At 37.1% G+C, this 26,927-nt stretch carries 28 protein-coding genes and 1 pseudogene; 15 read left to right on the top strand and 14 right to left on the bottom strand.

What is annotated here, in order from left to right:
• Positions 1–654: 654 nt before the first annotated feature.
• The 5 genes from HEQ36_RS01960 to HEQ36_RS01940 form a co-directional block, all read right to left on the bottom strand.
• Positions 655–1,935 (bottom strand): VWA domain-containing protein, encoded by a 1,281-nt coding sequence (locus tag HEQ36_RS01960; RefSeq protein WP_053539657.1) that lies wholly within the window; start codon positions 1,933–1,935, stop codon positions 655–657.
• A complete protein-coding gene (locus HEQ36_RS01955; protein ID WP_168635290.1) occupies positions 1,932–3,188 on the bottom strand; it encodes a VWA domain-containing protein in 1,257 nt (418 codons plus the stop codon). Before HEQ36_RS01955 ends, HEQ36_RS01960 begins: the two co-directional genes overlap by 4 nt.
• Positions 3,189–3,518: 330 nt before the next feature.
• Positions 3,519–3,980: a DUF29 domain-containing protein gene (locus HEQ36_RS01950; protein WP_168635289.1), complete on the bottom strand. Its 462-nt coding sequence runs from the start codon at positions 3,978–3,980 to the stop codon at positions 3,519–3,521.
• A 135-nt stretch (positions 3,981–4,115) separates the two neighbouring features.
• Positions 4,116–4,946 carry a DUF4351 domain-containing protein gene (locus HEQ36_RS01945; RefSeq protein WP_168635288.1) on the bottom strand — a complete coding sequence of 277 codons (831 nt, stop codon included), beginning with the start codon at positions 4,944–4,946 and terminating at the stop codon, positions 4,116–4,118.
• 130 nt (positions 4,947–5,076) lie between these two features.
• Positions 5,077–5,382, bottom strand: coding sequence for a DUF29 domain-containing protein (locus HEQ36_RS01940; protein ID WP_233455392.1), 306 nt, complete (start codon positions 5,380–5,382; stop codon positions 5,077–5,079).
• 253 nt (positions 5,383–5,635) lie between these two features.
• Between HEQ36_RS01940 and HEQ36_RS01935 the strand changes: the two genes are divergently transcribed.
• The 10 genes from HEQ36_RS01935 to hypB all read left to right on the top strand — a co-directional run bounded on the left by HEQ36_RS01935 (position 5,636) and on the right by hypB (position 16,281).
• Positions 5,636–7,501, top strand: coding sequence for a pentapeptide repeat-containing protein (locus tag HEQ36_RS01935; protein WP_325064577.1), 1,866 nt, complete (start codon positions 5,636–5,638; stop codon positions 7,499–7,501).
• Positions 7,502–8,154: 653 nt separating this feature from the next.
• Entirely contained in the window at positions 8,155–8,274 is a 120-nt protein-coding gene (locus HEQ36_RS01930) for a type ISP restriction/modification enzyme (RefSeq protein ID WP_199924453.1), read from the top strand.
• A gap of 254 nt (positions 8,275–8,528) precedes the next feature.
• A complete protein-coding gene (locus HEQ36_RS01925) occupies positions 8,529–9,689 on the top strand; it encodes a hypothetical protein (RefSeq protein ID WP_168635287.1) in 1,161 nt (386 codons plus the stop codon).
• Between the two features lie 39 nt (positions 9,690–9,728).
• The gene (hypF, locus tag HEQ36_RS01920) at positions 9,729–12,080 is read left to right on the top strand and encodes a carbamoyltransferase HypF (protein WP_168635286.1); all 2,352 of its coding nucleotides are present in this window, start codon (positions 9,729–9,731) and stop codon (positions 12,078–12,080) included.
• A gap of 58 nt (positions 12,081–12,138) precedes the next feature.
• Positions 12,139–12,384, top strand: a complete 246-nt coding sequence (locus tag HEQ36_RS01915; RefSeq protein ID WP_039204499.1) for a HypC/HybG/HupF family hydrogenase formation chaperone — start codon at positions 12,139–12,141, stop codon at positions 12,382–12,384.
• A gap of 131 nt (positions 12,385–12,515) precedes the next feature.
• Entirely contained in the window at positions 12,516–13,667 is a 1,152-nt protein-coding gene (gene hypD / locus HEQ36_RS01910; protein ID WP_053539665.1) for a hydrogenase formation protein HypD, read from the top strand.
• A gap of 24 nt (positions 13,668–13,691) precedes the next feature.
• Positions 13,692–13,907, top strand: coding sequence for a 4-oxalocrotonate tautomerase family protein (locus tag HEQ36_RS01905; RefSeq protein ID WP_027401706.1), 216 nt, complete (start codon positions 13,692–13,694; stop codon positions 13,905–13,907).
• Between the two features lie 68 nt (positions 13,908–13,975).
• A complete protein-coding gene (hypE, locus tag HEQ36_RS01900; protein WP_053539666.1) occupies positions 13,976–15,070 on the top strand; it encodes a hydrogenase expression/formation protein HypE in 1,095 nt (364 codons plus the stop codon).
• A gap of 54 nt (positions 15,071–15,124) precedes the next feature.
• Positions 15,125–15,466 (top strand): hydrogenase maturation nickel metallochaperone HypA, encoded by a 342-nt coding sequence (gene hypA / locus HEQ36_RS01895; protein WP_053539667.1) that lies wholly within the window; start codon positions 15,125–15,127, stop codon positions 15,464–15,466.
• Positions 15,457–16,281, top strand: coding sequence for a hydrogenase nickel incorporation protein HypB (gene hypB, locus HEQ36_RS01890; protein WP_168635285.1), 825 nt, complete (start codon positions 15,457–15,459; stop codon positions 16,279–16,281). The genes hypA and hypB overlap by 10 nt, the downstream gene beginning before the upstream one ends.
• 144 nt (positions 16,282–16,425) lie before the next feature.
• Here the strand turns inward: hypB and HEQ36_RS01885 are convergent, their stop codons facing one another.
• From HEQ36_RS01885 to HEQ36_RS01855, 7 genes are all read right to left on the bottom strand, one after another.
• Positions 16,426–17,034 carry a class I SAM-dependent methyltransferase gene (locus HEQ36_RS01885; RefSeq protein WP_168635284.1) on the bottom strand — a complete coding sequence of 203 codons (609 nt, stop codon included), beginning with the start codon at positions 17,032–17,034 and terminating at the stop codon, positions 16,426–16,428.
• 102 nt (positions 17,035–17,136) lie between these two features.
• On the bottom strand, positions 17,137–17,508 hold the full coding sequence (locus tag HEQ36_RS01880) for a hypothetical protein (protein WP_168635283.1): 372 nt from the start codon (positions 17,506–17,508) through the stop codon (positions 17,137–17,139).
• Positions 17,501–18,499 carry an LLM class flavin-dependent oxidoreductase gene (locus HEQ36_RS01875; protein ID WP_168635282.1) on the bottom strand — a complete coding sequence of 333 codons (999 nt, stop codon included), beginning with the start codon at positions 18,497–18,499 and terminating at the stop codon, positions 17,501–17,503. Before HEQ36_RS01875 ends, HEQ36_RS01880 begins: the two co-directional genes overlap by 8 nt.
• Before the next feature lie 18 nt (positions 18,500–18,517).
• The gene (locus HEQ36_RS01870) at positions 18,518–18,853 is read right to left on the bottom strand and encodes a hypothetical protein (protein WP_027401698.1); all 336 of its coding nucleotides are present in this window, start codon (positions 18,851–18,853) and stop codon (positions 18,518–18,520) included.
• 131 nt (positions 18,854–18,984) lie between these two features.
• Complete coding sequence (locus HEQ36_RS01865; RefSeq protein WP_027401697.1) at positions 18,985–19,296, bottom strand: hypothetical protein; 312 nt, start codon at positions 19,294–19,296, stop codon at positions 18,985–18,987.
• Between the two features lie 2 nt (positions 19,297–19,298).
• Positions 19,299–19,562: a hypothetical protein gene (locus HEQ36_RS01860; RefSeq protein WP_015079389.1), complete on the bottom strand. Its 264-nt coding sequence runs from the start codon at positions 19,560–19,562 to the stop codon at positions 19,299–19,301.
• Between the two features lie 157 nt (positions 19,563–19,719).
• Complete coding sequence (locus HEQ36_RS01855; RefSeq protein ID WP_168635281.1) at positions 19,720–20,148, bottom strand: hypothetical protein; 429 nt, start codon at positions 20,146–20,148, stop codon at positions 19,720–19,722.
• Positions 20,149–21,055: 907 nt separating this feature from the next.
• Here HEQ36_RS01855 and cysK point away from each other — a divergent pair.
• Together cysK and HEQ36_RS01845 are read left to right on the top strand one after the other, a co-directional pair.
• Positions 21,056–21,997: a cysteine synthase A gene (gene cysK / locus HEQ36_RS01850; RefSeq protein ID WP_168635280.1), complete on the top strand. Its 942-nt coding sequence runs from the start codon at positions 21,056–21,058 to the stop codon at positions 21,995–21,997.
• 62 nt (positions 21,998–22,059) lie between these two features.
• A complete protein-coding gene (locus HEQ36_RS01845) occupies positions 22,060–22,194 on the top strand; it encodes a hypothetical protein (RefSeq protein WP_256366854.1) in 135 nt (44 codons plus the stop codon).
• A gap of 258 nt (positions 22,195–22,452) precedes the next feature.
• Here the strand turns inward: HEQ36_RS01845 and HEQ36_RS01840 are convergent, their stop codons facing one another.
• Together HEQ36_RS01840 and HEQ36_RS01835 are read right to left on the bottom strand one after the other, a co-directional pair.
• Positions 22,453–22,875 (bottom strand): hypothetical protein, encoded by a 423-nt coding sequence (locus tag HEQ36_RS01840; RefSeq protein WP_168635279.1) that lies wholly within the window; start codon positions 22,873–22,875, stop codon positions 22,453–22,455.
• Between the two features lie 219 nt (positions 22,876–23,094).
• A pseudogene (locus HEQ36_RS01835) lies at positions 23,095–24,195 on the bottom strand (nickel-dependent hydrogenase large subunit); the annotation flags it as partial.
• Between the two features lie 471 nt (positions 24,196–24,666).
• On the opposite strand from HEQ36_RS01835, the gene HEQ36_RS01830 reads away from it, so the two are divergent.
• From HEQ36_RS01830 to HEQ36_RS01820, 3 genes are all read left to right on the top strand, one after another.
• A complete protein-coding gene (locus tag HEQ36_RS01830) occupies positions 24,667–25,980 on the top strand; it encodes a site-specific integrase (RefSeq protein WP_233455391.1) in 1,314 nt (437 codons plus the stop codon).
• Positions 25,981–26,090: 110 nt separating this feature from the next.
• A complete protein-coding gene (locus HEQ36_RS01825) occupies positions 26,091–26,426 on the top strand; it encodes a hypothetical protein (RefSeq protein WP_168635278.1) in 336 nt (111 codons plus the stop codon).
• Positions 26,423–26,845, top strand: a complete 423-nt coding sequence (locus tag HEQ36_RS01820; RefSeq protein WP_168635277.1) for a hypothetical protein — start codon at positions 26,423–26,425, stop codon at positions 26,843–26,845. The genes HEQ36_RS01825 and HEQ36_RS01820 overlap by 4 nt, the downstream gene beginning before the upstream one ends.
• The last annotated feature ends 82 nt before the right edge of the window (positions 26,846–26,927 follow it).

Below are 26,927 nucleotides of genomic sequence, written 5' to 3'. Positions count from 1 at the left end.
AAAGGTTTGGTGCTATGACCAAACCTCCATAATTGCTGTGCTTAACAACGTACTCAATTAATTTAGTGCTACTCTAGTCACATATCATCTTCCTATGGAATGTGTACAGATTGCTCTAATTGTGATAGATCAAGACAAAAATATATATTGGCGTTGCAAATATTAGTCTATATGAAATTATACAAATTAATTTAAATATAAAAAAGGCTTGGGTGTTAGCCAAGCCTTTATATATACCAGGTGTTTACCATATATAGATACTTTAAACCTTAAATTACTCCTATTCATCTTCCTATCAGGTGTGTACAAATTCAATAAAATCTGATATGGCGGATGTTTATAAGTAGGGGTTGCTGAAAAAGTTATCTGTGAGGGCTAGTAGTCTGTCAACCCGAAAATGACGGGTGAAGGCGAGTAGGGGGGGTAGGGGGGGTAGGGGAGGTGGGGGAGGTGGGGGAGGTGGGGGAGGTAGAGGGGGAGGGAAGAACAGAAGTTTTTTTCCATTACCCGTCAAAATAAATTTGACGAACTACTAGAAGTATGGCTAACGCCACGCTGCGCTATCAGCAAACCCTACTTAATGGTTTTTGAGCGATCGCTGGCTCAAAAATTGCCGAAAATTTGATCAGGTAGGCCAAAAGACCTACCCTACAGCTATTCTTTCAAAATAGTCTTGGATGCCATTCTTGTCTTCTTGCGATCGCTCTCCGATAACTCTTCACCGGCTTGTAAGCGAGTTGCTGAAACTTGTAGCACGGTGGCTGCACAGGTATCGCCAATTTGTAAGGCGGTATTAGCAGCAGTTTGTAACATTGTGGCAGCACCAAGGCGATCGCCTAGTTCTAATTTTGCCTCAGCTAATTGAGTTTGCCGATATTTAGCCAAAAGCAGAATCGAGTTTAGCACCTGGGAATTGAGAGCAGGTTCATAACTCTTGGTAAAATTGGCATATATTGGCACTAAGGGAGAAAGTAAACCCTCTTTATTCAAGGATGGGTCATCATAGCGAATTTGAATATGACCAATGACTTGTTTCCCTTCTGGTAATTGTCCCAGATAAATATTCGCTAAAACAACCCTTTCGCTATCCTTCATCAAGTCCCCTAACCGCAGTATTAAAGTCCCATTAGCATCGGTTTCCACTGGTAATTCAATGGTATCTGGCGCAACTTGGGCAACGGGTTTGAGTTCCGCCAGACGGACAACAGGGACTAAAGATAGGAGTAAATGGGCATTTGTTAATCCCACCGACTGTACCCGCCGAAATAGCCGCGCAAATTGAGTTACAGCTTGCTCTGGGTTCTCGATATAAGCTAGAGTCCCACCCCCTGCATCAGCAATCTTTTCCAATAAATCTGGATTCCAGTCATCACCAAAACCCAGGGTGTTAATTGTCAGGTTGAGTTTGGCGGCTTTTTTGGCAAGTTGCAAACAACGTTTATTGTCATTTGGTCCAATTTGCCATTTCCAAATCTGTAACCCGTTATCCCCATGACCATCTGTGAGGAGGAAGGCTTGGGAAACCGCCCCTTTTGTGCCTTTGAGTAGTTCTGTAATCCCCAAGGATAAACCTTCGGCGATGACAGTCCCTCCAGCAGCCTTTAGCTTGGCTCTTAACTGGGTTTTGATGCTTTCAATATCTTGGATGATTTGGTTGGGGATAATGACTCCAGATGTGCCAGCAAAACCGATGATGGAAATCCTGTCACCAACTTTTAATTGATCCAATAATTGCTCAACTGCTTGAATGACAATATTCATGGGTTCACCGGACATAGAACCACTTTGATCGAGAATCAAGCAGAGATTCAAGGGTAAACTTTGTTCAAATTCAGCAGGAATAGCGGAAATAGAAATTGAGAGTTGACGTTGATTGCTTTGTTGGGCAGCATCAACGTTGGTATCATTTAGAGCCGATGTTAGTTGAACTTTCATTGAGGGGAAGCATCTTGCAAAACAGTTTTTGAGACAATTCTGGTTTTTTTGCGATCGCTTTCTGATAACTGTTCCCCAGCTTGTAAGCGGGTGGCGGAAACTTGCAATACCGTTGCAGCACTAGCATCTCCCATTTGCAGCGCAGTTTTTGCCGCAGTTTGTAACATCGTTGCTGCACCAGCCCGATCACCCTGCTGTAATTTCGTTTCGGCTAACTGGGTTTGGCGATATTTGGCTAAAGCTAAAACCGACCGTTGTACCTGGGGATTTGGTGCTGGTTGGTATTCCCTGGTGACATGAGCATAAATTGGTAGATTGGGGGAGTATAGCCCGATTTGGTTATGGGCGGGGTCATCGTAGCGGACTTGAACATTAGCGATCGCCTGTTTACCTTCTGGCAACTGTCCTACATAAATATTAACTAAAACTACCCGTTCCCCGTCTTTCATTAAATCGCCCAATCTCACCACCAAGCGCCCATCGCTTTCGGGTTGTACTGGTAACTCAATGGTATCTGGGGAAACTTGGGCAATGGGTTTGAGTTCTGCTAACCGCACATTAGGCATTAAGGATAATAATAGTTGAGCGTTAGTCAACCCCACTGTTTGCATTCGACTAAACAACCGCCCAAATTCCGATACAGCCTGATCTGGGTGTTGAATATAAGACAACGTACCCATACCAGCATCAGCGATTTTTTCTAAAACCTTATCATTCCAATTGTCACCAAATCCCAATGTATTTAGAGTTAAATTATAGCTGGCGGCTAATTGGGCAAATTTCAAACAGCGATCGTTATCACCATGTTCATTTTCTCCATCAGTCAGTAAAAATGCTTGGGAAACTGTATCATGTTTACCCTTGGCTAACTCTTCAATTCCTAAGCGTAAACCCTCATCAATAGCAGTTCCCCCATCAGCTTTGAGTTGCATTATCTGTTTTTTAATATGTTGGCGATCTGTAATTAACTGATTGGGGACTAAAACCTTGGCACGGTGGTCAAAAACAACTACACTGAGACGATCTTCAGGAGTCAAACGATCTACTAATAAACAAGCGGCATTTTTCACAGTTTCCAGGGATTTTCCTTGCATTGAACCGCTATGATCGAGAATTAAGCATAAGTTCAATGGCACAGTCCGATCTATAGTTTCACCACTGGCAGAAACGGATATTGCTAATTGACGTTGAGTGCTGGTTTGATTTGCATCTATACCTGCATCATTAAGCGCTAGTTGTAAATTAATCTTCATAATTTCATTTCCTATCTAGTTTAGACAGATACAATTTTATAGATAACTTCAAACCGCATCCTCCATACTACGGAAAATAAGTTAATTTAGAGGCTGAGAGGATGTTTGAAAAGTATCAAAATTTATTTAGATCCCCCCAACCCCCTTAAAAAAGGGGGCTAAATTTCTTAAAGTCCCCCTTATTAAGGGGGATTTAGGGGGATCTACAGGTGTTATATACCACACAAAAAAGTTTTCAAACACCCTCTGAGAATCACTGGAATAAAAGCCTTAACTTTCCCTAAAACAGAGACTGAAATATGAACAAATAAACATGAAAATTGATATAATTTAATTATTCAAAAAGTAATTTTTCAGGGTTTCTGCTAAAGTAAAAGGAGATTCTTTAGGAAAGAAGTTTAATTTAATTCCTGTTTCTTCAGATGCTTTTAACCGAGCTTTTTCATAACAATCTGCAAATATTTCTATAAATAGAGGTTGCAAACTAGGACTATCTTCTAATAATAATTCAATACAAATACGTTGCTCTGTAATCGTACTGCGCCAGCTTTCACTACGTTTTTCAGGTTGATATTGCCATTTTAGTAAGTGCATTAATAGCACAATTAAACGGCTCTTTAACTCCCGTTTTTCACTTTTTCCCATGCTTTCAATTTCTTCTATCAGATTTGCTAAATCAATTTCTGCAAATTTCCCTGCTTTTAATTGTTTAGATATTGTTTCTATCCACAGATAAAAATCTTGGTCGTAAAGATTATAATTGGTAATGACTGTTGGTTGATGTGTTGTCATAATGATTTCTAACCTCCTGCAATAATCTTATCAGTAAATCATTCTATTGTTTCTCTTTCTTCATAATTCACCTTGATGCTAAAAATATCATTCCCCGGCAGAACCAGGGAACGAGGATAATAATGGTTTTTGTTGTTAGGAAATATTCGCCATATATTTAACTAAATCATCTATTTGCGAAAAATCTAATAATTCTTCGGCTAAATCTTCCAGTTGAGTTAATCCCAAATTAGGAAGTTGCTGTTCTATTCTGGCTGGAATATTCCCAAAGCGGCGTTTTAACTGACGGAGAATCAATTCTAGTGCTTCTCTTCTTTTGCCTTTTTGCTCACCTTTTTGCAGAATATCCTGATAAACCCAAGATTCTTCCATAATGTCCTCCTGAAACAGTTGATTAAGTAGATTTCTATTAAATCTTAACCCGGCTAAAAGCTGTGTACAAACGGAAATATTATCTCGTGCTTTCTTGGATTCAATTGTATTTACAGCAGCAGCAACTTGGGTTAAAAGATTTTCGGGTGAGTCGCTTTTTGCTAAAGTTGCTAATGGTAATAGTGCGGGGTTAGCCAGTAGTGACGCTGCTTCCTCTTCCCACATCCGTATAACTCTATATTTGTGGATGGTGTTTGTGTCTACATATTGACTATTAAACACCATTTCGGAAGTTGTGGCTTGCAGAAAAATCACGACTTGCTCAATTTCACAGCAATATTGACGTTTTAAGCGAGTGTAGTAGTCAAGCATCCGAAAATCAAGGGGTGTTTTCGATTTCGGTGTAGTTTGGAACTCTAAATGTAAGATTTTATTACCGACTTTGAGGAAAATCACCGCATCAGCGCGTATGGGTTCAAGATGAAGTTCGGTTTTCAAGATTTCCACCTCTGATACTTCACCAGCTAGTAACCATCTGGCAAAATCTTGAGGATAGGTTTCCGCTAGGTACTTACAAGTGTTATCGTAGGACAAGTTATTTTTTTCCTTGAATCTGGTAATTGTTATTTACCAGATTCTTACATATATACCGATAAACCACCTAACGCAAAAATCTCTCAAACCCTTATTCCTCTGTGTCCTCTGCGCCTCCGTGGTTCGTTAATCAGGATAATTTATTTCTTGGAAGTCCCTCTAAATCTTTTCTAACTCGAAAGCGATGTTCAGTAACAGAACTATACCAACTTCCTTTCATCATTTCGGGAGCATCAGCTTGAACGGTCAATTTGAGTAAGTGAGCAATTAAGATGGTTAAATTACTCAAAAATGAGCGTTTTTCTGATTTTCCTATATCTTCTAATTCTAAAAGCAAATGTTCCCAATCAATATCATTAAAATTTTGTTGTTTGATTTTTTTAATGATAGTTTCTCGCCAAACATTAAAATCTCGTTCATAGAGTTGATTGTTCATAATCCTCCTGCAAAAGTTAACTCTTATTTTAATTTAGTTAGGACTTACGCACAAGTTACGGAATAAACGAACCACAGAGGCACAGAGAACACAGAGAAATAAGAGTTTGATAGGTTTTTTGCGTAAGTCCTATTAGTTTAAAAATATTTACCCGGATTATAAAAAGCCAAATTTAATAAAATTTAACCAAAACTGGGAATAATACCCACAAATAAGTATAAAATCTAATAGACAATCTCTTGCTGACGCGATTATGCCGAAAGACTACTCCGGTCAAAATCTCCGAGGATGCTCTTTTAAAGGTCAAAACCTGACAGGAGCTAATTTTAGCAAAGCCGATATTAGAGGAGCAAATTTTACCAATGCTATCCTTAAAGGTGCTGACTTTACTGGTGCTAAAGCTGGACTACAGAAGCGTTGGGTAATAATTGGTTTTTTAATCGTTGGGTTGCCGCTTTTAGCTCTAGCATTTACTTCCTCAATCAGTATTGGTCTATCAGTAGCAAATATTTTTGACACAAAACACACTGGAAATATATTGATGGGAGCAGTTTCCCTAGTTTTTGTATTAGTTTTTTGTGTTGTTGCTATTCGTAAAGGTTTTACAGCAGGTTTAGAAGTTCTAGCCATTCTTTTTGTTGTTGCATCTTTTTTAGTTATTATAACTGTGATTGCCTTTCCTAAAGCCTTTACTGTAATTAAAACATCACCTCAAGGTTTAGTAGTGGTCTTTGCTTTATTCATTGCTTTTTCTTTCATGTTATTTAGTATTTTTATTGCGTGGAGGATTGAAGGTAGATATGATAAAGACAGTTGGATAAACTTATATATTACAAAATTAGTTACTTTGAAAAGTACAAGTTTTCATAGTGCTAACTTAATTAATGCTGATTTTACTGGTGCAATTCTCAAAAATACAGACTTCAGCAAAGCAAATATAAGACGTACTCGTTTTTATAAAGCTAAACAACTGAACCTTGCTAGAGTAGACGATACCATATTAGCTAATCCTGCTGTCCTCAATTTATTGGTTAGCTGTAATGGTAGGGGAAAATCCTATGCCGGTGCTAACCTAAGAGGTGCTAATCTTAAAGATGCTGACTTAAGCAATGCTAATCTTAAAGGCGCTGATATTATTGTAGCCACTTTTGAAGCAGCTTGTTTAGAAGGTGCAAATCTGACTTTAACTCAAGCTGTGTATGCTGATTTTACTAATGCTCAAATGACTGGTGCTTGTATCGAATCATGGAATATTGACAGTTCAACCAAGTTAAACAACATTGATTGTCGCTTTGTCTATCTTTTAGAATATCCCAAGTGGGCAACAGATGACCTCGAACGCCGTCCTAGTAGTGGGGAATTTCAACCAGGAGAATTTACTAAATTATTTGAAGAAGTTTTAAATACTGTTGATTTAATTTTCCGCGACGGTATTAACTGGCAAGCTTTTGTTACTGCTTTCAAAAAAGTGCAAGTTGAAAATGGAGATACAGAATTAGCTATCCAGAGTATTGAAAATAAAGGTGATGGGGTAGTTGTTGTTAAAGTTGCCGTTCCTGATAATGCTGATAAAGAAAAGATTCACCGCGATTTTACTCAAGATTATCAATTAGCATTAGCAGCAGTGGAAGAAAAATATAAAGCAGAATTACAAGCTAAAGATAATGAAATAGTTATTTATCGCCAACAAAGTTCAGAGATGACAGAAATTGTTAAACTATTAGCTAATAAACCTATCAATGTTCAAGTTGACAACAAAGTGGAGAATAAAAACATGACTAACGATTCTAGCCGTAAAGTTGAAATTGGCAGTATCGGCGGAGATTTTAACGCCAGTGGACAAGCTTTGAATCTAGGTGAAATCAGTGGTACAGTCACAAATACCATTAATGAATTACCATCTGCACCTGAACCCGATAAACCAGGAATTAAGGAATTATTGACACAATTAAAAGCAGCAATTGAAGCTGATACTGATTTAAAACCTAAAGACAAAGAAAAGGCACTAAAACAAGTCAAAGCTTTAGCAGAAGCCGCCCAAAATCCTCAAGAAAAACAGGATTTAGCAGATACAGCAATCACGGAACAATTGCTAATTTACCAACTGCGGCAAAATTAGTTGAAGAATGTGGTAAGTTATTACCGCTAATTGCTGGTTTTTTAGGTTTAGCTTAGAAACCCATTTTTTAGCCCAGATGATCGATTATATAGTTTAGCTTACACACAAACAAAGCGGCTATACAAACAAAGTCCAGGCGATTATAAATCGCGGCTATACAAACAAAGTCCGCCTACGCGGACTAAGAGAAATTTAACACACGAAGGTGGGTTTTGTCTGTGTAGATGCGGTTTCTAACCGCCTTGTTCTGAAAATATCGTTAAGATGGGAGGTAGAACCTCCCGGAAAGCATTCCCAGTCTCCGACTGGGAACGAGGGAAAAGCATTCCCAGTCGGAGACTGGGAACGAGGGAAAAGGAGTTCTCAGCAACTTACCAAATGCCGCAAAATTGGTTGAAGAATGTAGTAAATTATTACCTCTAATTGCTAGTATTTTCTAGCCCAGGCGAATAGAATATGGCTTGGCTTCGCCACGCCAAGGGCGAACGCGGCTACACAACCAAAGTCTAAGAGAAATTTAACCCACGCAGGTGGGTTTCGTCTGTGTAGACGCGGTTTCTAACCGCCCCCTTTCTAAAAATACCGTTAAAATGGGAAGTTTTACAATCTCCTGCAAATTTATCTGGAGAAGATGTATTGCCAGAATTTTTTAGATTTACAACTTTCCCTCACATATCTGGGAATTTAAAATTGGTGGATATCAAGTATTAGATAAATGGTTGAAAGATAGAAAAAATTCTAAGAGAGAATTATCTACTGAGGAAATTGACTAGTATCAAAAAATTGTCATTGCTTTAACAGAAACTTTACGAATAATGCAGGAAATTGATATAATTGTTCCAGGTTTTCCCATAAGTAGGTGAACACAATAAAACCAAACTGTGTAAAGAAATGTAAAATCGCCCAAACCCTCTTCACTCTTGCCTCTTGCCTCTTGCCTTTTGCCTTGCCATAACGACAATTTTCAACGCTCACCTACTTAGAGTAAAAACTGGTAATATTAACCAATATTAATTTCCTATTTACATTGAAAACCCAAAATGTCTCCTATTTACCTCTCTCTCCTCATGGTGCAAAAATAATATTAGGAAACAATATTACACCAGAACAATTAGTAGTTCCCCTTGCACCCACTCCTACAACAATGTTTGGACCCCGTGCAGCTTGTTTATTATCACCAACAGGACCATTATGGGTATCAGATACAGGACATCATCGTTTATTAGGGTGGCAAAATTTACCCACAAAAGATCATCAACCCGCGGACTGGGTAATAGGACAAACTGACTTTTTTCATGAAGGACAAAATGCTAAGGGTACACCAGGAAAATCTACACTTAGTGTCCCTACAGGTATTTGTAAATGTGGTAATGGTTTAGCTGTTGCCGATGCTTGGAATCACCGCATTTTAATCTGGTACAATATACCAGAAGATAGTCATGTTCCCGCAGATTTGGTATTAGGACAAACTAACTTTATTGATAATGAACCAAATCGAGGTAATCAACAACCTGCGGCTAATACGTTACATTGGCCTTATGGTATTTTTTATCATCAAGGTAAGTTATTTGTAGCTGATACCGGAAATCGTCGGTTATTAATTTGGAATCAATTACCCACAGAAAATGGACAACCTGCGGATATAGTTTTGGGACAACCGGATATGATATCACGCAATGAAAATGGGGGTGGTTCTCCCACTGCCGCCAGTATGCGTTGGTGTCATGATATCACCCTTTGGGATGATAATTTAGTTGTTGCTGATGCAGGTAATAACCGGGTAATGATTTGGGAAGGAACACCAACAGAAAATAATGCCCCTTGTGCGGTGGTTTTAGGACAAAAAAACTTCAATTTTGTGGAATTAAATCAAGGTGTTTATTTCCCCATTGCAAGTAGTTTAAGTATGCCCTATGGGGTAGATGTTGCGGGGGATTGGTTAATAGTTGCTGATACAGCTAATTCCCGGTTGCTAGGATGGAAGAAACAAGCATCTATTTTATTATTGCAGGGTGCGATCGCTGATGGTGTGATGGGACAAGATAACTTTACAAATAAAAGCGAAAATCGGAATTTTGGACTACCAACAAGACAAAGTTTAAATTGGTGTTATGGAATTAAGGTTTGTGGGGAAACTGCGGTGGTTGCTGATTCTGGGAATAATCGCGTTTTGATTTGCAAGTTTTGATTATTTCACGCAGAGACGCAGAGGCGCAGAGGAGGAAGGATGAGAATAGAGGAAATTCGGGTTTGTGGGACTGTGCAAGGTGTGGGTTTTCGTCCTACTGTGTATCGTTTGGCGAAGGTTTTTGGGTTAAAGGGTGATGTTTGTAATGATGGGAAAGGGGTGTTAATTCGTGTTTCTGGTGGTGAGGAAGAAATAACGGAGTTTGTCAATAAGTTATATCAAGAATGTCCTCCTTTGGCAAGAATTAATGAGGTGATTAGAAGTCCATATTTGGGGGAGTTTGATTTTGATAATTTTGTGATTTCTCGCAGTGTTAATAGTGTTGTGAAAACAGAAATTTCTCCTGACGCTGCTATTTGTCCCCAATGTCAAAAGGATATTTTTGATCCTTTTAGTCGTTATTTTCGTTATCCTTTTACTAATTGTACTCATTGTGGTCCAAGGTTGAGTATTATTCGCGCTATTCCCTACGATAGAAATAATACTAGCATGGTGAATTTTCCAATGTGCCAGGAATGTGAAAAGGAATATCAAGATGTAGAAAATCGTCGGTTTCATGCCCAACCTGTGGCTTGTTTTGTATGTGGACCTCGTGCATGGTTAGAAAGGACTGACGATAAACCTGTGATTTCTGATATGTTTTCCATGTTGGATGATGTGGATGCTGTTTGTACGTTATTACAAAAGGGTGAAATTGTTGCTATTAAAGGTTTAGGTGGTTTCCATTTAGCTTGCGATGCCACTTTAGAAAATGCAGTTTTAAAACTCAGAAATCGTAAAATTCGTTATCATAAACCTTTGGCTTTAATGGCAAGAGATATTAATATTATTTCTGAATATTGCTATGTTAATGATTTAGAAAAGGAATTATTAACAAGTTCTGCTGCACCAATAGTTTTATTAAATATTAAAGATCAGAGTAAATTAGCACCTTCTATAGCCCCAGGGCAAAATACTCTTGGTTTTATGCTACCTTATACACCGTTACATCATTTAATTCTCAGAAGAATGAAAGTACCAATAGTCTTAACTAGCGGTAATATTTCTGATCAACCACAATGTATAGATAATGAAGATGTAAAAGATAAATTATCCAAAATAGCTGATTATTTTCTTTTACATAATCGTGATATTGTTAATAGAGTAGATGATTCTGTAGTGCGAGTTATTAATAATCAAATTCAAACCCTCAGACGCGCTAGAGGATATGCACCAGCACCAATTCTTTTACCTCCAGGTTTTAAAAATATACCGCCTATTTTAGCAATGGGTAGTGAGTTAAAAAACACCTTTTGCTTATTACAAGAAAGTGAGGCGATTTTATCACAACATTTAGGAGATTTAGAAAATGCGGCTGCTTTTAATGCTTATCAAGAAACATTGAATTTATATCTGAATTTATTTCAACATCAACCAGAGATAATTGCTATTGATAAACATCCAGAGTATTTATCTTCTAAACTTGGCAAAGAACTAGCAGAAAGTAATAACATTAAATTAGAAGAAATTCAACATCATCATGCCCATATAGCTGCCTGTATGGCAGAAAATCAAATTTCCTTAGATACAAAACCCATTTTAGGAATAGCTTTTGATGGGTTAGGATATGGTGAAGATGGTACACTGTGGGGAGGAGAATTTTTACTAGCAGATTATTGTAACTCTCAAAGATTAGCTACATTTACACCAATGGCAATGATAGGAGGAAAACAGGCAATTTATCAACCTTGGAGAAATACATACTCTCAATTAATTAATGCTTTTACTTGGGAAGAAATCAAAGAAAAGTACAGTGATTTAGAAATCATCAAATTTTTAGAAACTAACAACCCAAAACTACTCAACCAAATCATAGAAAAAGGTATTAATTCACCCTTAACATCATCAGTAGGCAGATTATTTGATGCAGTTGCAGCCGCAATAGGTATTTGTCGAGAACAATGTAGTTATGAAGGACAAGCAGCAATAGAAATGGAAACAATAGCTGATGTCAATATTTTAAACAATGATGAAGAAATTCTAAATTATTCCTTTAAATTTAAAAAATCAGATAATATTTATTATATAAATACATCTCCAACATGGCGAGAAATCCTCAATGATATTAAACAGCACATATCCTCATCAAAAATAGCTGCAAAATTTCATAAAAGTTTAGCTATTACTGTTGTAACAATGGTTCAACAAATTAGACAAGAACACGAATTTCACCAAGTAGCATTAACAGGAGGAGTATTTCAAAATCGAATTTTATTACAACAGGTAAAAAAGCGATTAGAAAAATTAGAAATTAACGTATTAACTCACAGTATATTACCGACAAATGATGGCAGTTTATCATTAGGACAAAGTGTAATTACAGCCGCTAAATACTTAAAAGAAATAACATAAAAACCTCTGTTGTCTCCGCGCCTCTGCGTGAGATAAATCTTAAAAAAGGAAAACTAAAATGTGTTTAGGAATACCCGGACAAATAACAGAAATAACCAACCGCGAACATAAACTAGCTATGGTTAATATTGGAGGAGTCAAAAGACAAATAAATATAGCCTGTATAGTTGACGAACAACACCCACCAGAAAAATGTATAGGAGATTGGGTATTAGTTCACGTCGGTTTTGCCATGAACAGAATCAACGAACAAGAAGCCGCAGAAACATTACAATTATTGCAAGAAATAGCCGCCTTGCACTAAAGTACAAGGCTAATAGCAAAAGTCCGTTAAAACGGACTGGAAAAGCAAAATAATGACATTCTAGCTAATCAATTTATGTTTTGTGAAGTAATTAATCCAAAATCTAAAACCTAAAAAAATTTAAAATTGATATGAAATATGTAGATGAATTTCGCAACCCTGAAAAAGCCCTCGCTTTACAACAAGAAATAATCAAACTCAGCCAACAAATAGACAAACATATCAAAATAATGGAAGTATGTGGAGGACATACTCATGCTATTTTTAAATATGGAATCGAAGAAATATTACCCGATAATATAGAATTAATTCATGGTCCTGGTTGTCCAGTTTGCGTCATGCCTAAAGGGAGAATAGATGATGCGATCGCACTCTGTCAACTACCCAACATCATATTTACCACATTTGGCGACGCAATGCGAGTACCTGGTGCAAAAACCAGCTTATTGCAAGCCAAAGCCCAAGGCGCTGATATTCGCATGGTTTACTCACCATTGGATAGTCTGAAAATAGCCAAAGAAAACCCCAATAAAGAAATAGTTTTCTTTGGTTTAGGCTTTGAAACCACCGCCCCTAGTACCGCACTTACCATACTTCAAGCAGCCGCAGAAAATATCACTAATTTTAGTATGTTTTCTAATCATGTATTAGTAATTCCCGCCTTGCAAGCATTATTAGAAAATCCCGATTTACAACTTGATGGTTTTATTGGTCCTGGTCATGTAAGTATGGTAATAGGAACAGAACCTTATGAATTTATTACCCAACAATATCATAAACCCATCGTTATTTCTGGCTTTGAACCATTAGATATATTCCAATCAATTTGGATGTTATTAAAACAAATAGTAGAAAATCGTTGTCAAGTTGAAAATCAATATAATCGTTTAGTAGAACCTAGGGGAAATCAAAACGCATTAATAGCCATGAATCAAGTTTTTACAGTCCGTGAAAAATTTGCATGGCGAGGTTTAGGAGAAATCCCCAATTCCGGTTTTAAAATTCGTGCAGAATATGCCCAATTTGATGCTGAAGTTAAATTTACCATTCCTAATTTAAAAGTAGCAGATCATAAAGCTTGTCAGTGTGGAGAAATTCTGAAAGGAGTTTTAAAACCTTGGCAATGTCAAGTATTTGGAACAGCTTGCACACCAGAAACACCCATAGGGACTTGTATGGTTTCTTCCGAAGGTGCTTGTGCAGCATATTACAAATATGGGCGACTTTCCACTATGGCTAAAAGAGATAAATCAGGTGTATCTCCACAATCGCTATCAGTCTAAATTGCACAATTTGAGGAAAATTATATGCCTTTTGTCACTGTTCAAATTGGTAAAGGTCACTCCATAGAAAAAAAGCGAAAATTAGTTAAAGCTGTAACTGATGCTTTAGTTTCTGCTTTAGGAACAAAACCCGAATGGATAACCGTACATATTGACGAATTTGAACGGGAAGATTGGGCAGTTGGTGGGGTTTTACATTACGATAAACACAATGGTAGACATGAAGAGACAGGTAGGTAATTAATTAACGATGACAGGCAAGATGCCTGTCCCACAAGAAAAAAATATAATTACAAAGCAATTTTAAAATGCCAATTAACCCTAATCAAAATTCACTCTTTCAAAAAATCGAACAAGTCCGTCGTCGTCAAGGAAAAGTAAGAGATACTCATATTAATTTATCTCATGGTAGTGGTGGTAAAGCCATGAGAGATTTAATAGATGATATATTTGTAAAAAGTTTTGATAATCCCATACTTGCCCAATTAGAAGACCAAGCCACATTTGATTTAGCCAGTCTTTCTCAACATGGAAAGCGACTAGCATTTACCACAGATTCTTATGTAGTAGACCCCTTGTTTTTCCCTGGTTCAGACATAGGAGAACTAGCAATAAATGGCACAATTAATGATTTAGCCGTGAGTGGTGCAAAACCTTTATATCTCACCTGTAGCGTCATTTTAGAAGAAGGTTTACCAGTAGAAACATTACGCCGTGTAGTTGCCAGTATGCAGAAAGCAGCCCAAAAAGCTGGAGTGCAAATAGTGACAGGAGACACCAAAGTTGTTAATCGTGGTTGTGCTGATAAATTATTTATAAATACTGCTGGTATTGGTATAATTCCCCCAGGAATTAATATTTCTCCTCACAACATTCAACCGGGAGACGTGGTAATTATTAATGGAGAAATAGGAAATCATGGTGCAGCAATATTAATTGCTAGAGGAGAATTAGCATTAGAAACAGATATAGAAAGTGATTGTCAACCATTACATGAATTAGTCGCCGAAATCATCAAAGTTTGTCCTCAAATTCACGCCATGCGAGACGCAACCAGAGGAGGTTTAGCCACAGTATTAAATGAATTTGCCCTCACCGCAAACGTAGGCATACGCATTAATGAAAACGCAATTCCTATTCGAGAAGAAGTAAATGGAGTCTGTGAAATACTCGGTTTAGAACCCTTGTATTTAGCCAACGAAGGAAAATTAGTCATAATTGCACCAGCAGAAAAAGCCGATTTAATATTAGAAACAATGCGAAATCATCCCACAGGAAAAGACGCATCTATTATTGGTGAAGTTATTACTAACCCATCAGGAATAGTATTATTAAAAACTGCTTTTGGTGCAGAAAGAATAATAGATATGCTAGTAGGTGATCAACTTCCCAGAATTTGTTAAATACCTCATTCTTCCTCCCTCTGTGTCCTCTGTGGTTCGTTTAAAAAAAAGTATATGCACGAACTAGGAATAACCCAAAACATCATCGCTATAGTTAGCGAAAACGCCCAAAACAAAAAAGTCCAAAGAGTATTATTAGAAATTGGCAAATTATCAGCTATTATGCCAGATGCAATTAAATTTTGTTTCGATATTTGTTCCCAAGGTACAATAGTTGAAGGGGCAATATTAGAAATATTAGAAATACCCGGAATGGCTAAATGTCGTCAATGTAGTACAATCTTTCCGATAGATAAACCTTTTGGAATTTGTCAATGTGGTAGTGTGCAATTAGATATCATAGCTGGTGAAGAATTAAAAATAAAAGCAATTGAAGTGGAGGAATTATGTGTGTAACCTGCGGCTGTTCTGATGATAATCAAATGACAATTACAAATATGGAAAATGCAGATCATCATACTCATACTTTACCAGATGGAACTGTAATTACTCATTCTCATCACCATGAAGAAACGCCCCAAATTCACGCTAAAATTCATAATACAACGATATCTTTAGAACAAGAAATTTTAGGTAAAAACAACTTATTAGCTGCCCAAAATCGCGGCTGGTTTAAAGGTCGAAATATTCTGGCTTTGAATTTAATGAGTTCTCCCGGTGCAGGAAAAACTACATTATTAACTCGGACTATTAATGATTTAAAAGATAAATTATCTATTAGCGTGATTGAAGGTGATCAAGAAACAACTAATGATGCGGAAAAGATTAAACAAACAGGTTGTAAAGTCGTACAAATTAACACGGGTACAGGCTGTCATTTAGACGCATCAATGATAGAAAGAGGGTTGCAAGAACTAAATCCACCGTTAAATTCTGTGGTGATGATTGAAAATGTCGGAAATTTGGTTTGTCCGGCTTTATTTGACTTGGGAGAAGCTGCTAAGGTGGTAATTTTATCAGTGACAGAAGGGGAAGATAAACCTATTAAATATCCCCATATTTTCCGCAATAGTGAAATTATGATTCTTACGAAAATTGATTTACTTCCCTATTTACAATTTGATGTTCAACGCTGTATTGAATATGCAAAACAGGTTAACCCAAAAATACAAATTTTCCAAGTTTCTGCTACTACTGGGGAAGGGTTGGCAGGTTTATATGGTTGGTTATCTCAACAGGTGAATAATTCTGCTAATTTAATTTCTCTATAAATTAATGTGCTTTGTGTTGAGTTTAATATTTTTTTACTAACCACAGAGGCACAGAGGACACAGAGAAAATAAAAAATGCTTAATTCATGTTTATATTACACTATTTTCGTAGGGTGGGCATTGCCCACTCTAATAAAATTAGCTTTATTTTTGAAAAATAGTTAATAATACAAACCCCAATAAATTATAGTGACCTACACAAGTTAATCCAGCATTATTACCCATTTCTTCTCTTTGTTTTTTGCTGTAAAACCGAATTCCTGTAGGAGAGTGGGGCGTAATTTGACATGGTGATGAGTTATTAAAAGTAATATCCACTAAATAAAATTTACCACCAGGAGAAAGTACCCTTGCTACTTCATTTAAAACCTGTTCTGGTTGGGGATAATGCAAAAAGCTGATGGTATTAAAAACCGCATCAAATTGTCCCTCAGCAAAAGGGAGATTTTCCGCATTACCTTCAAGATAAATTAATCGTGGACGGTGGCGGTTATTTTGTCTAGCTATCCGCAACATTTGCGGAGATAAATCTAAACCTGTGGCTGTAATTTCTGGAAATTGAGTTGCTAATCTATCTAATAAGCGTCCAGTACCACAACCTAAATCTAGAATATTTGCATGAGGTAACAATTCAACTTTTGTAATTAATCTTTGGTGAATAGCTTGATAAATAAAAGAAGGAAATGTCCAATCATAACTATTTGCCCAACGGTCAAATAATTCTTTTTTATTATTTACAAAATTGCTAATCATGGCTGGTATGTTGTATTTATTTTATTATAACAAGATAGATCCCCGACTTCTTGAAGAAGTCGGGGATCTGGTGATTTTAGTGATTAAAATATAATTTAGGACTTACAACCAATCTCGATAGGCTGAAATTTCAGTTACTCCAATTTCAAAAGGTGATCCTTTTCCAAAAGGAGGATAAACGCGAATTTTGGCATTTTTAGTAAATCTTTCCAGTCTATTTCCCAATTGGGGAATATTGCTGACTATATGCCAATAAGCAACTATATCGGGACAGTCTACAATTAACATCAAAGTAGTGTTATTTGTGGTCATGTACCACTGACAATTAGATAGTAATACTTGGGTAATGCGATCGCACGCATAGAAGAAGCATCTACCAATAGATTGTTCCAACTCCAAATGGAGGATACCATCCTCTTTTGTTACCTTTATAGGAGGTAAATCATCGGGAGGAAGCAAAGAAAGTTTAGACATAATTCCGCACCTCTTGATTGTAGCGTTGCAAACTTTCTCGATTTTTTTGCAAAGAAAAAGATGAGGGTTTTAACGCTAGTGTGCTGAGATTTAATTCGTCCTGAAATTTCTTGATTTTGTCACGACAACCATTAACATCACCGATAATTGAATTCTCAATCAAATAGTCTTCATCGAAACAAATATTTGTCCGATCAAATGCTGGTTGTTGAGGACTTTTCTGCATTACTTGAGTCGAGTTAGCCGTCATTTCTTTGCTGAAGTGGCGAATAAAAGGCAATGCTTCATTTACCGCTTCATCATGGGTTTTACCCACAAAAAAGAACCGCGCTAACAGGAACTTTTCTGCACCACTGGAATTAAATTCCCGATACTTATTGACTGTCTTCCGCAATCTTTCTAGAGAAAAAGGTGGACCACCCATTAAACCGAAGGAATTTTTAGCAGCAAATTCAATTGCATCATTGTCACCACTAGCAACATAGATGGGAATTGGTTTTTGCAATGGTTGGGGATGAATTGTGAGATTTTCACATTGATAATATTCGCCATTAAATGATACATTAGTCTCATATAACAGCTTTTGAATCAATGCTACTGACTCTAACATTCTGGTGCGAGATTCCTGGGTTGTCACCCCAAAATGTTTATTTTGCTGTGGAAATGGTCCACCTTTCGCTACCCCAAAAGCCAGCCTCCCACTACAAAGATTATCCAAAGTGGCGATATCTTCAGCCACCCGGATTGGCTGATGAAATGGCAATAATACAGCGGCAGTTCCTAGACGAATTTGTGAAGTTACACCCGCCAAATGTGCCAATAACAGCAGAATTGAAGGACTAAGATTGAACTCATTAAAATGATGTTCCGTTACCCAAGCCTCTTCAAAACCTAAACTTTCAGCCTCTTTTACCAATAAAACTTGCTCAAAGATAGTCCGTCTAGCATCTAGGTGATGATTTTCGTAATTGCAGAAAAGTCCTGTTTTCATTGTTGACCAAATATTAGATTAGGCTGCGACTAATTGCAACTCCAACCATAATCGAGGTTCGGACTGCTTTAACTTCGACATAGGGTCACGTAGCAATCGTTTAGCATTCAGACAAACTACTTGAATTAACCCCATATTTTCGGCTAATTCTCTGAGGATTTCTTTTTTGGATTGGATACAGGGCATTATGTCTTCTCGACAATAAATTCCTATATATTGAAACCGTTTTGCAGGTCGTCCCCAAAAACAAGTAATAACTTTCACATGACAGCCTTCTAAGAGTTCTCCCACGGCTGGGTAATAGTCATTTACGACTCTAAGAAATTCTTGGGCTAGGATGTCTTCAGTAATCATCTGACTGATTCTTCTGTAGCTTCCATAACTCTATTAATTATAACATATAATTGTTATTTAAACCTGACAAACTAAATAAAATCAATAAGATCCCCGACTTCTTTAAGAAGTCGGGGATCTGAAACTTTCAACTATCGAGAATTGCGTTCTGCTACTAAAACATCAGCAATGATATCTGGTAGACTTTTCAAATCGGTATATCCTTCTGAACCAGAAATTGGGGAAATAAAAGTATAGTTAGGATCACAAACTCCTGTGTCATAAACCTGCATAACCCATCTATCAGGTAATCCCTCTACACCCAATTCTACAATGTACCAACTCTCACCCATTAACCGAGAATTAATCACTGTAAACCAATCTCTATAATCATCAGCAATATTCCAATCTGCCAAAAGAAATTCCAATGATATTTTTCCGGCATCAGTTGCAGTCAATAACATTATTACTCCTGAGTGACAACTTGATTAGAAACTTCAGGATATAAACCTAATTCCTTTGCTAATTGTTTAGCAACAAAAAATAGAAATTGCGCTCCATCTTGATTACCTTGATGAGCAAACATTGTGGCTACTTGTAACATTGCTTGAACTAAACCAGAATCAATTAATTCAGGTTGTGCTTCCAAAACTTCTGGTTCTTGACCATTAGGACATTGGAGAAGTTCATCAATTAAATTAAAATACTGTGTTTGGCGTTCGTCTGTCATGATAATTTAGTTTAAGTAGGTTAGCATTGAAAATTGTCGTTGGGGCAAGGGAACAGGGAACAGGGAACAGGAAGAGGGTTTGGGCGATTTTACTTTTCGTTACATATTTCGGTTTTTTTCCGTTCACCTACTTATGGTGAATGATTAATTTGAAAAATTACTGTTCGATGCTTTGTTGCCACATTCTTTCCAACATGGCAATGTGTTCTTTTAATACAGCAGCACGGTAGACAAGATATCTGTCATAAGCGATAATTCCTATACCAATACAAATCGGTGTTACTAAAAATAACCATTGCAAAATTGTTGCTAATTTATATTTTTTTGCCGCAATTTGGATTTGATGTAGAAAATTATTTTCAGATAATTTAACCTTGACTAAAGATGGCTGAGTGTTGATAATTTTTGTTTGGGGAACTAATTGAGAAGATGCTATATTTATTTTCGGCAATTCACAGGATAAATTCTGTGTTTTAACGAACTCTCTATGTTGTCCCCAAACTATAGCAAATACTACTACCCCTGGAGAAATTAATGCTAAAGTTACCAAACTTACGGTAAGCACATTTAAAAGTTTGACTTTCATGTTTTCTCCATTACCAGGTATCAACTACCTAGAAAGAAAATTTCTATTAGTAGGTTTATTTTTTGCACCTTTTTTATTCAAAATATGCTTATCAAAATCTCCTCAAAACAAAATTCTTTCCTTTTATATTGAGTAATACAGACAGGATTGAGATAACTTTTGAGAAATATAGGAGTTAAGAAGTCCCCCCTGATTCGTCAGACTTGCATCTTAGGAACTTCGGGGGGTAGAGGGGAATCTCTGCGTAAATCCTATATCGTTTATATCAGTTGCCCTTTTAGTCCTAACTTTAAGTGAGTTGAATTAATATTATTAAGATGATTACGATAATACTCATAGTCTGTCATCCTGACTGTGCAAGCATTAAAAAAAATATTTGGTGTGGGGGTGCTAGTATTTTTTGAGTGGGGTACTAGCATTTTTGAGGGAGGGGACGGGGTATTTTGTACTCAAAGCCAAACTAATATCGGCTATTGGTTTGAGATATTTATTAGGGAAGATTCACAAGTACAAACTGTACTCAAATGACAGCATCTCATGACAAGGCTAGACCTAAGATATCTTGAATAAGTCAGAAACAAAATTAAGATATTCTAAGGAAGGTAGAACAGTATTATTTTCAACAATCAATACCTTCACCATTTTTGTAGGTTGGGTTAAGCGACAGCGCAACCCAACACTCATGTTGGGTTTCATGCTATTGCTCCGCAACGCTCACGCGAACAACCCAACCTACGAATCAAGACTTTTTTCAATTTGGCGAAGGTATTAACAATTAGGAATATTTTCTTGTGGGAATAGACAGAAATTATGGTAAAATGGGTATGGCTAATATAAAGAACTAATCAGATAAATATGTAACCGAAATAGATTAATATATAAATTTTAGGAGTTTAGGAGTTAAAAAATGCGAATTGCTAAAGACGTAACAGAACTTATTGGAAAAACGCCATTAATTCAGTTAAATAAAATTCCCCAAGCCGAGGGAGTAGTAGCTAGGATAGTCGTCAAACTAGAAAGTATGAATCCTGCGGCTTCTGTAAAAGACAGAATTGGCGTAAGTATGATCCTTTCCGCTGAATCTGAAGGTTTAATTTCACCGGGCAAAACCATTTTAGTTGAACCAACATCTGGTAATACAGGTATCGCTTTAGCAATGGTAGCAGCCGCCCGTGGCTACAAGTTAATTTTAACTATGCCAGAAACCATGAGCCAAGAAAGACGGGCTATGTTGCGGGCTTATGGTGCAAGTTTGGAATTAACACCAGGAACTCAGGGAATGCGGGGCGCAATTAACAAAGCTGAGGAAATTGTTGCCAATACTCCTAATGCCTTTATGTTACAACAATTTGCCAACCCAGCTAACCCGAAAATTCACCGAGAAACCACCGCTGAGGAAATTTGGGCGGATACTGACGGAGAAGTTGATATCTTAATTTCTGGGGTCGGAACGGGCGGCACAATTACTGGTATTGCTGAAGTAATTAAACAACGCAAACCAAGTTTTCAAGTTATTGCAGTCGAACCTAGTAACAGTCCGATTCTATCAGGTGGTAAACCCGGTTCTCACAAAATTCAAGGAATTGGTGCGGGATTTATTCCTGATGTTTTGCGTCAAGATTTAATTGATGAAATAATTCAAGTTGAGGACGCAGCAGCAATGGAATATGGACGAAGATTAGCTAGGGAGGAAGGTTTATTATCAGGAATATCTTCGGGTGCGGCTTTATCTGCTGCTATTGAAGTAGGTAAACGCCCAGAAAATGCAGGTAAATTAATAGTAATGATTCAACCTTCCTTTGGTGAACGCTATTTAAGTACCGCTATGTTTCAAGATTTAATGAGTTAAACATTTTGTAAGGTTGGGTTGACGTATCTTCCCCAACATTTACCCGGTTTACAAAAAAAACAGTGTCATTATTTCAATCTCATGTTTTTAAACATGAGTTTTTTCTGTTCCCTGTTGCTTCTTCCTCTGAAACCTTGGAGAATGGTAACATTGATGCGATCGCTAATTTTTGGCTTAAACTGTTAGGGTGGTGGTAATGCTATTCCCGTTTTTCTAAACTCTGCGGGTAAAGGTTCATTATTAGACATCTCCGGTAAAGATTGTAGAGACTTTCCATGGAACGTCTCTACAGGGGTTTCATGTCACGCATATTTAATTTTCACCAGATGTCTATTGGTCAGCAAATTATACAAGGTCGCAGCTAAATCATAAACTGTCCAATTTGGTAAATATAATTAATATAAAGCCTCATGTTAACTATCAATCATGAGGTGGGCAATGCCCACCCTACAAATTTATAAATTCACACCATGTTTCTTAGCAATTTCTACAAGTTGCTCATATTGATGTTGTGATGCTTTAGCTAAAATTGCATCTGCTTCTTCTGGATTAGTACCATCTTTAGGAATTAAATACTTAACATAAAGAGAAACAAAATCAACCACAGCAGCTAAACCTGTTAATTCGTGTTTATCGGCTTGTTTGCCAGCAATTACGGCTACTAACCCGGCTCTAATGGGGTCAGGTCTTACTTTCATAAATTGGTCAACTAATTGCTTAGAATAATCCCCTGGTGCTAAATTCTTTAACTTACTTTGATCGGGTTTAAATTCTAATCCTGCGGCTGTTGACTGATCCAACATACACCATTCTATAAATTCTTGCAATGCAGCTTCAGGAAGTTGAGGAAGATATTGATGTAGTTCTAAATTAGACACAATTAGTTACCATTTTTAGTATTTAGTAATTCCTAATTGATAATTCTTAATCTGATAGTTAGGAATTATCAATTATTCCTTAAAATTCAGACTAACCCACTGATTTGGGAACTTTTGTACTGCACATAACAATTATATAGAACCCTGACTTATCGAAAAATAGAGAAAAGAACAGATCCCCGACTTCTCTAAGAAGTCGGGGATCTTAAGTAACATAAATTAAGCCGTTCTAAAACGAGCTAATTCTTCGCCGGTTTTCGCGTCGTGGGCGTGAACAGTACACACCAAACATGAATCAAAAGAACGGGCGACATGACCCACTTCTACGGGGTCTTTCGGGTCTTGAATAGGTGTTCCAATTAATGCTTTTTCAATTGGTCCTAATTCTCCCGCACCGTCACGGGGTCCGATATTCCAAGTACCAGGGGCGATAACTTGATAATTCTTAATTTTACCTTTTTCGATTTCTACCCAGTGACATAATGCACCTCTAGCGGCTTCCGTTGCACCCCAACCTTTACCATCTTTTTCTTCTGGTTTAATATACCAAGGATCGTTTAATTTGAACTCTCTTAAACACCGTTCGGCTTGACGATATAGTTTAACTATTTCGTGGACTCTTCCTAATTGGCGAAGATGAACACTTGCACCGCCCATTTTCTTGAATGTATCGAGAATAAATGGGTCATAATGTTGCCAAGATTCCCCATGATTTCCCCCTGCAACTAATTGACGGGCTAGGGGACCGGCTTCTAAACGTCCTAAGTCTTGGTGAAGGACTGCACTTGACCAAGAATATGCCCCATTAAAGTCTTTTTGGTTGTTATTAATTGGTGTGGTTGTGCGATCGCTTGGATGCCAATCTTCTGTACCCTCATCATACCAAGAATGGGTTAAATTCTCACGGGCAAAAGATTGATTCATCAAAGCATGAGTATCAGTGAAGCTATCATAAACACCGCTTTTCATAATCACAGCAGCGTTACGTCCTTCAATGGTGGGATGATTATATTTATCCTCATGGGGAATATAACCCCAAGTCACATATTTACCCACACCAGCACCATATCGATCTAAACCGATATCTAACCCCATGCGCCAATATAAACCCAAGTCAGATTCTCGATGTTTAACATCTTCATTTAACCACTTTTGAAAGTCTTCATAGGATTGAATTTCTTCATATCTTTCTAAAGAACAACCTAACCAAACTGGTTCTAACCAATTGGTGCGGAAATATTCCAAAATTGCCCAGGCGCGGGTAATATCCGTTAAGGTGGGGGCGCACATCACACCACCAGGCACCATATAACTGCTATGACAACAGGTGATATGCTGTAAATGTTCCTGAGTAACTTATTTTATCAGGTAATTTTGCTCAGTCAGAACATTTTATTTTCACCATTTCAGCTTTTATAAATAAGGGAATATTTAGGGAATGAGTCAGGGTAATTTTTATCCCTAACAGTTACAGCAGTTTTCTTGTATTTGAACTACTATTATTAGACCTAACCCCCAGCCTACCTCTCCCTAACCCTCTCCTAAGAGGAGAGGGAAAAAGAAAAACCTTTATTGCTGGAAGGGGGGTAAATCAAAGCCTCTCTCCTCTTAGGAGAGAGGTTTGGAGAGAGGTCGGTTTGTGGTCTATTTACCTGAAAATAGCTGTACTGTAATATCGGAAACCTATCCCCCATCTCTACATGAGGATGCAAATGCAGACTCAAGGGACTGGTTCGCAGATATGTTTGCAGACTTTGAGCCGCAGAACACCACAGACGGTAGGTATAGGGAATGGCGAAAATAAAAGCAACGGAATTACAGTATCAAGCAGTTTTTGAACAGAAGTTAGTTGAAGCTAATACTAATTTAAAAAGGGAGAGAATAAGAGTTAGTATTAAACAAACTGGCAATTCTCTCCAATTACGAGCTACCTTACCTTTAAAACCAGGAGATTACAGTTTAGGTAAGACAAAAAAGCAGTATGATATATCTTTAGGAATACCCGCAAATTTAGAGGGATTAAAAACAGCCATTGAAGAAAGTTATGAATTAGGTAAATTAATTGCTCGTCATACTTTTGAGTGGAATGAGAAATATTTAGGAATTAAATCGAGAGAGAAACAAGAGAGCAAAACAATTGGCGAATTATTAGATAAATTTGATGAAAAATATTATCAAACCCGTCAGAAAACTATCACTAGTCAAAATACTTTTGCTAACTATATATCTGTAATTAAAAGAAACTTGACTCTCACCCATTTAGCTACAAAAGAAAATTTTGAGGAAATTATTAATTCATTTCAGGGTAATAAAAAAAATGAACTAATAGCAGTAACTTCTGTTTTGATTAAAACCTTTAATTTAGGATTTCAACTTGATGTCAAACGAGATCATGTCACTCCTGCTTATCGAGAAATTCCTGAAGATGAAAAAATAATATCTGCTTTTGACCTCTTTGAAAAATTTGCCCTCAACCGCAAAAATACAAACATTAGTGATGAAATAGACACCTGGGAAATGTGGCGTTGGGTATATGGAATGTTGGCGACTTATGGATTAAGACCAAGGGAATTATTTGTCCAACCAGATATTAATTGGTGGATGTCTCCCCAAAATATAGACCATACTTGGAAAGTGAATAAAAATACCAAAACTGGATATCGAGAAGTTATTCCTTTTGTTCCTGAATGGATAGAATTATTTGATTTACATAATCCCAAACCATTAAAGATTTTAGAACAAAAGGTGGCAAAAATTGCATCTGTACAAAATATTAATTGGATGCGGAGAGATATATCCAGATGGTTTAAAAAGGTGGGAATTGAGTTTCAACCTTATGATTTACGGCATGGTTGCGCGATTCGAGCGCATCTTCAGGGAATACCAATTAAAGCCGCAGCAGATAATTTAGGTCATACTGTTGATGAACATACAAAAACCTATCAAAGATGGTTTGGTATTGAAAATAGGAAAAAAGCCTTTGGTGAGTTAATTAGTCAAAAGTCGTTAATTGAGTTGCAGAAAAATGAAATTTTGGCGCTAAGGATGGAGAATGAAAGGTTAAGGTTGGAAGCTAAAAAGTTGAATTTTTTGGAAAATGTCTAAAAATCCAGATAACTGCGAACAGCTTTACCAACAAGGTTAAACGCCAACAGTAGTGTTATCTAAAAAAAATTCTGCATAACTTGACAAAATTTACCTGTAATGCTTACTATATGATTGTAGACAAAGCGGCAGGTATCGCTTGCCGTTCAATTCAGCCGTTAAGCAAAAGCATTAAGAGTTTATGTATAATCGTTAAAAAACATGAGAGCTTGACAATGGCACAAGAAACTATAGCATCCAAGAAAGCTAGACGTATTCTCAAAGAGATTAATGCTGTTCGATCTGGTATACAAATGCCTTTCTTAGCCTATTTTGTAGGAATTCTCATCACAGTTGCATTAACTTCAGCACTAGTTTTTTCTTCTTTTACTTGGGTTTCAACTTCTGAGACTATTCAGCTTGATAATTGCCAAAATCTTACGTGTCAAAGAGGAGTTTCAAAATGAGTTCTGAGTCTGCATTGGAGATACTAAAACATTTCCCAAAAACTTCAAAATTTGAGGCTGTCCTCATGGCTACGGGTGGTGCTACTGGAATATTTGGAGGTGCAGTAGTGGCAATAGGTGGACAAAAAATAACTGAAGAGCTTGCTAAATCTGCTGCGATCTGTTCAGGTATTGGAGGGGTGGGCGGTATTTTGGTGGGGTATGTAGTTTCTAATGGAATACTTTACTTTATAGATTGTAATCGAGTGGATAACCTCAAGCAATCGACTGCTGATTTCATTAAAGAAATTAAAGGAAAAGGCGATCCTCATGCTGAAAAACTAGAAAAGCTATTGGATTGTTTTAAGACGGGCTTGCTGAATCAAGAACAATTTTGCGATAATCTGCTACCGATCATCCTCAAATACGTTGAAGCCTAACACATTATTGTAGCGGACAACACAGAGATAATCTCACCTGAGCAAAAGTGTGATCGCTGATCTTGTAAGGTGCGTTAACGGA

The sequence above is a fragment of the Anabaena sp. 54 genome, assembly GCF_017355725.1.
GTDB classification, from domain to species: domain Bacteria; phylum Cyanobacteriota; class Cyanobacteriia; order Cyanobacteriales; family Nostocaceae; genus Dolichospermum; species Dolichospermum heterosporum.
This window is presented reverse-complemented; position numbering and strand designations above follow the sequence as displayed.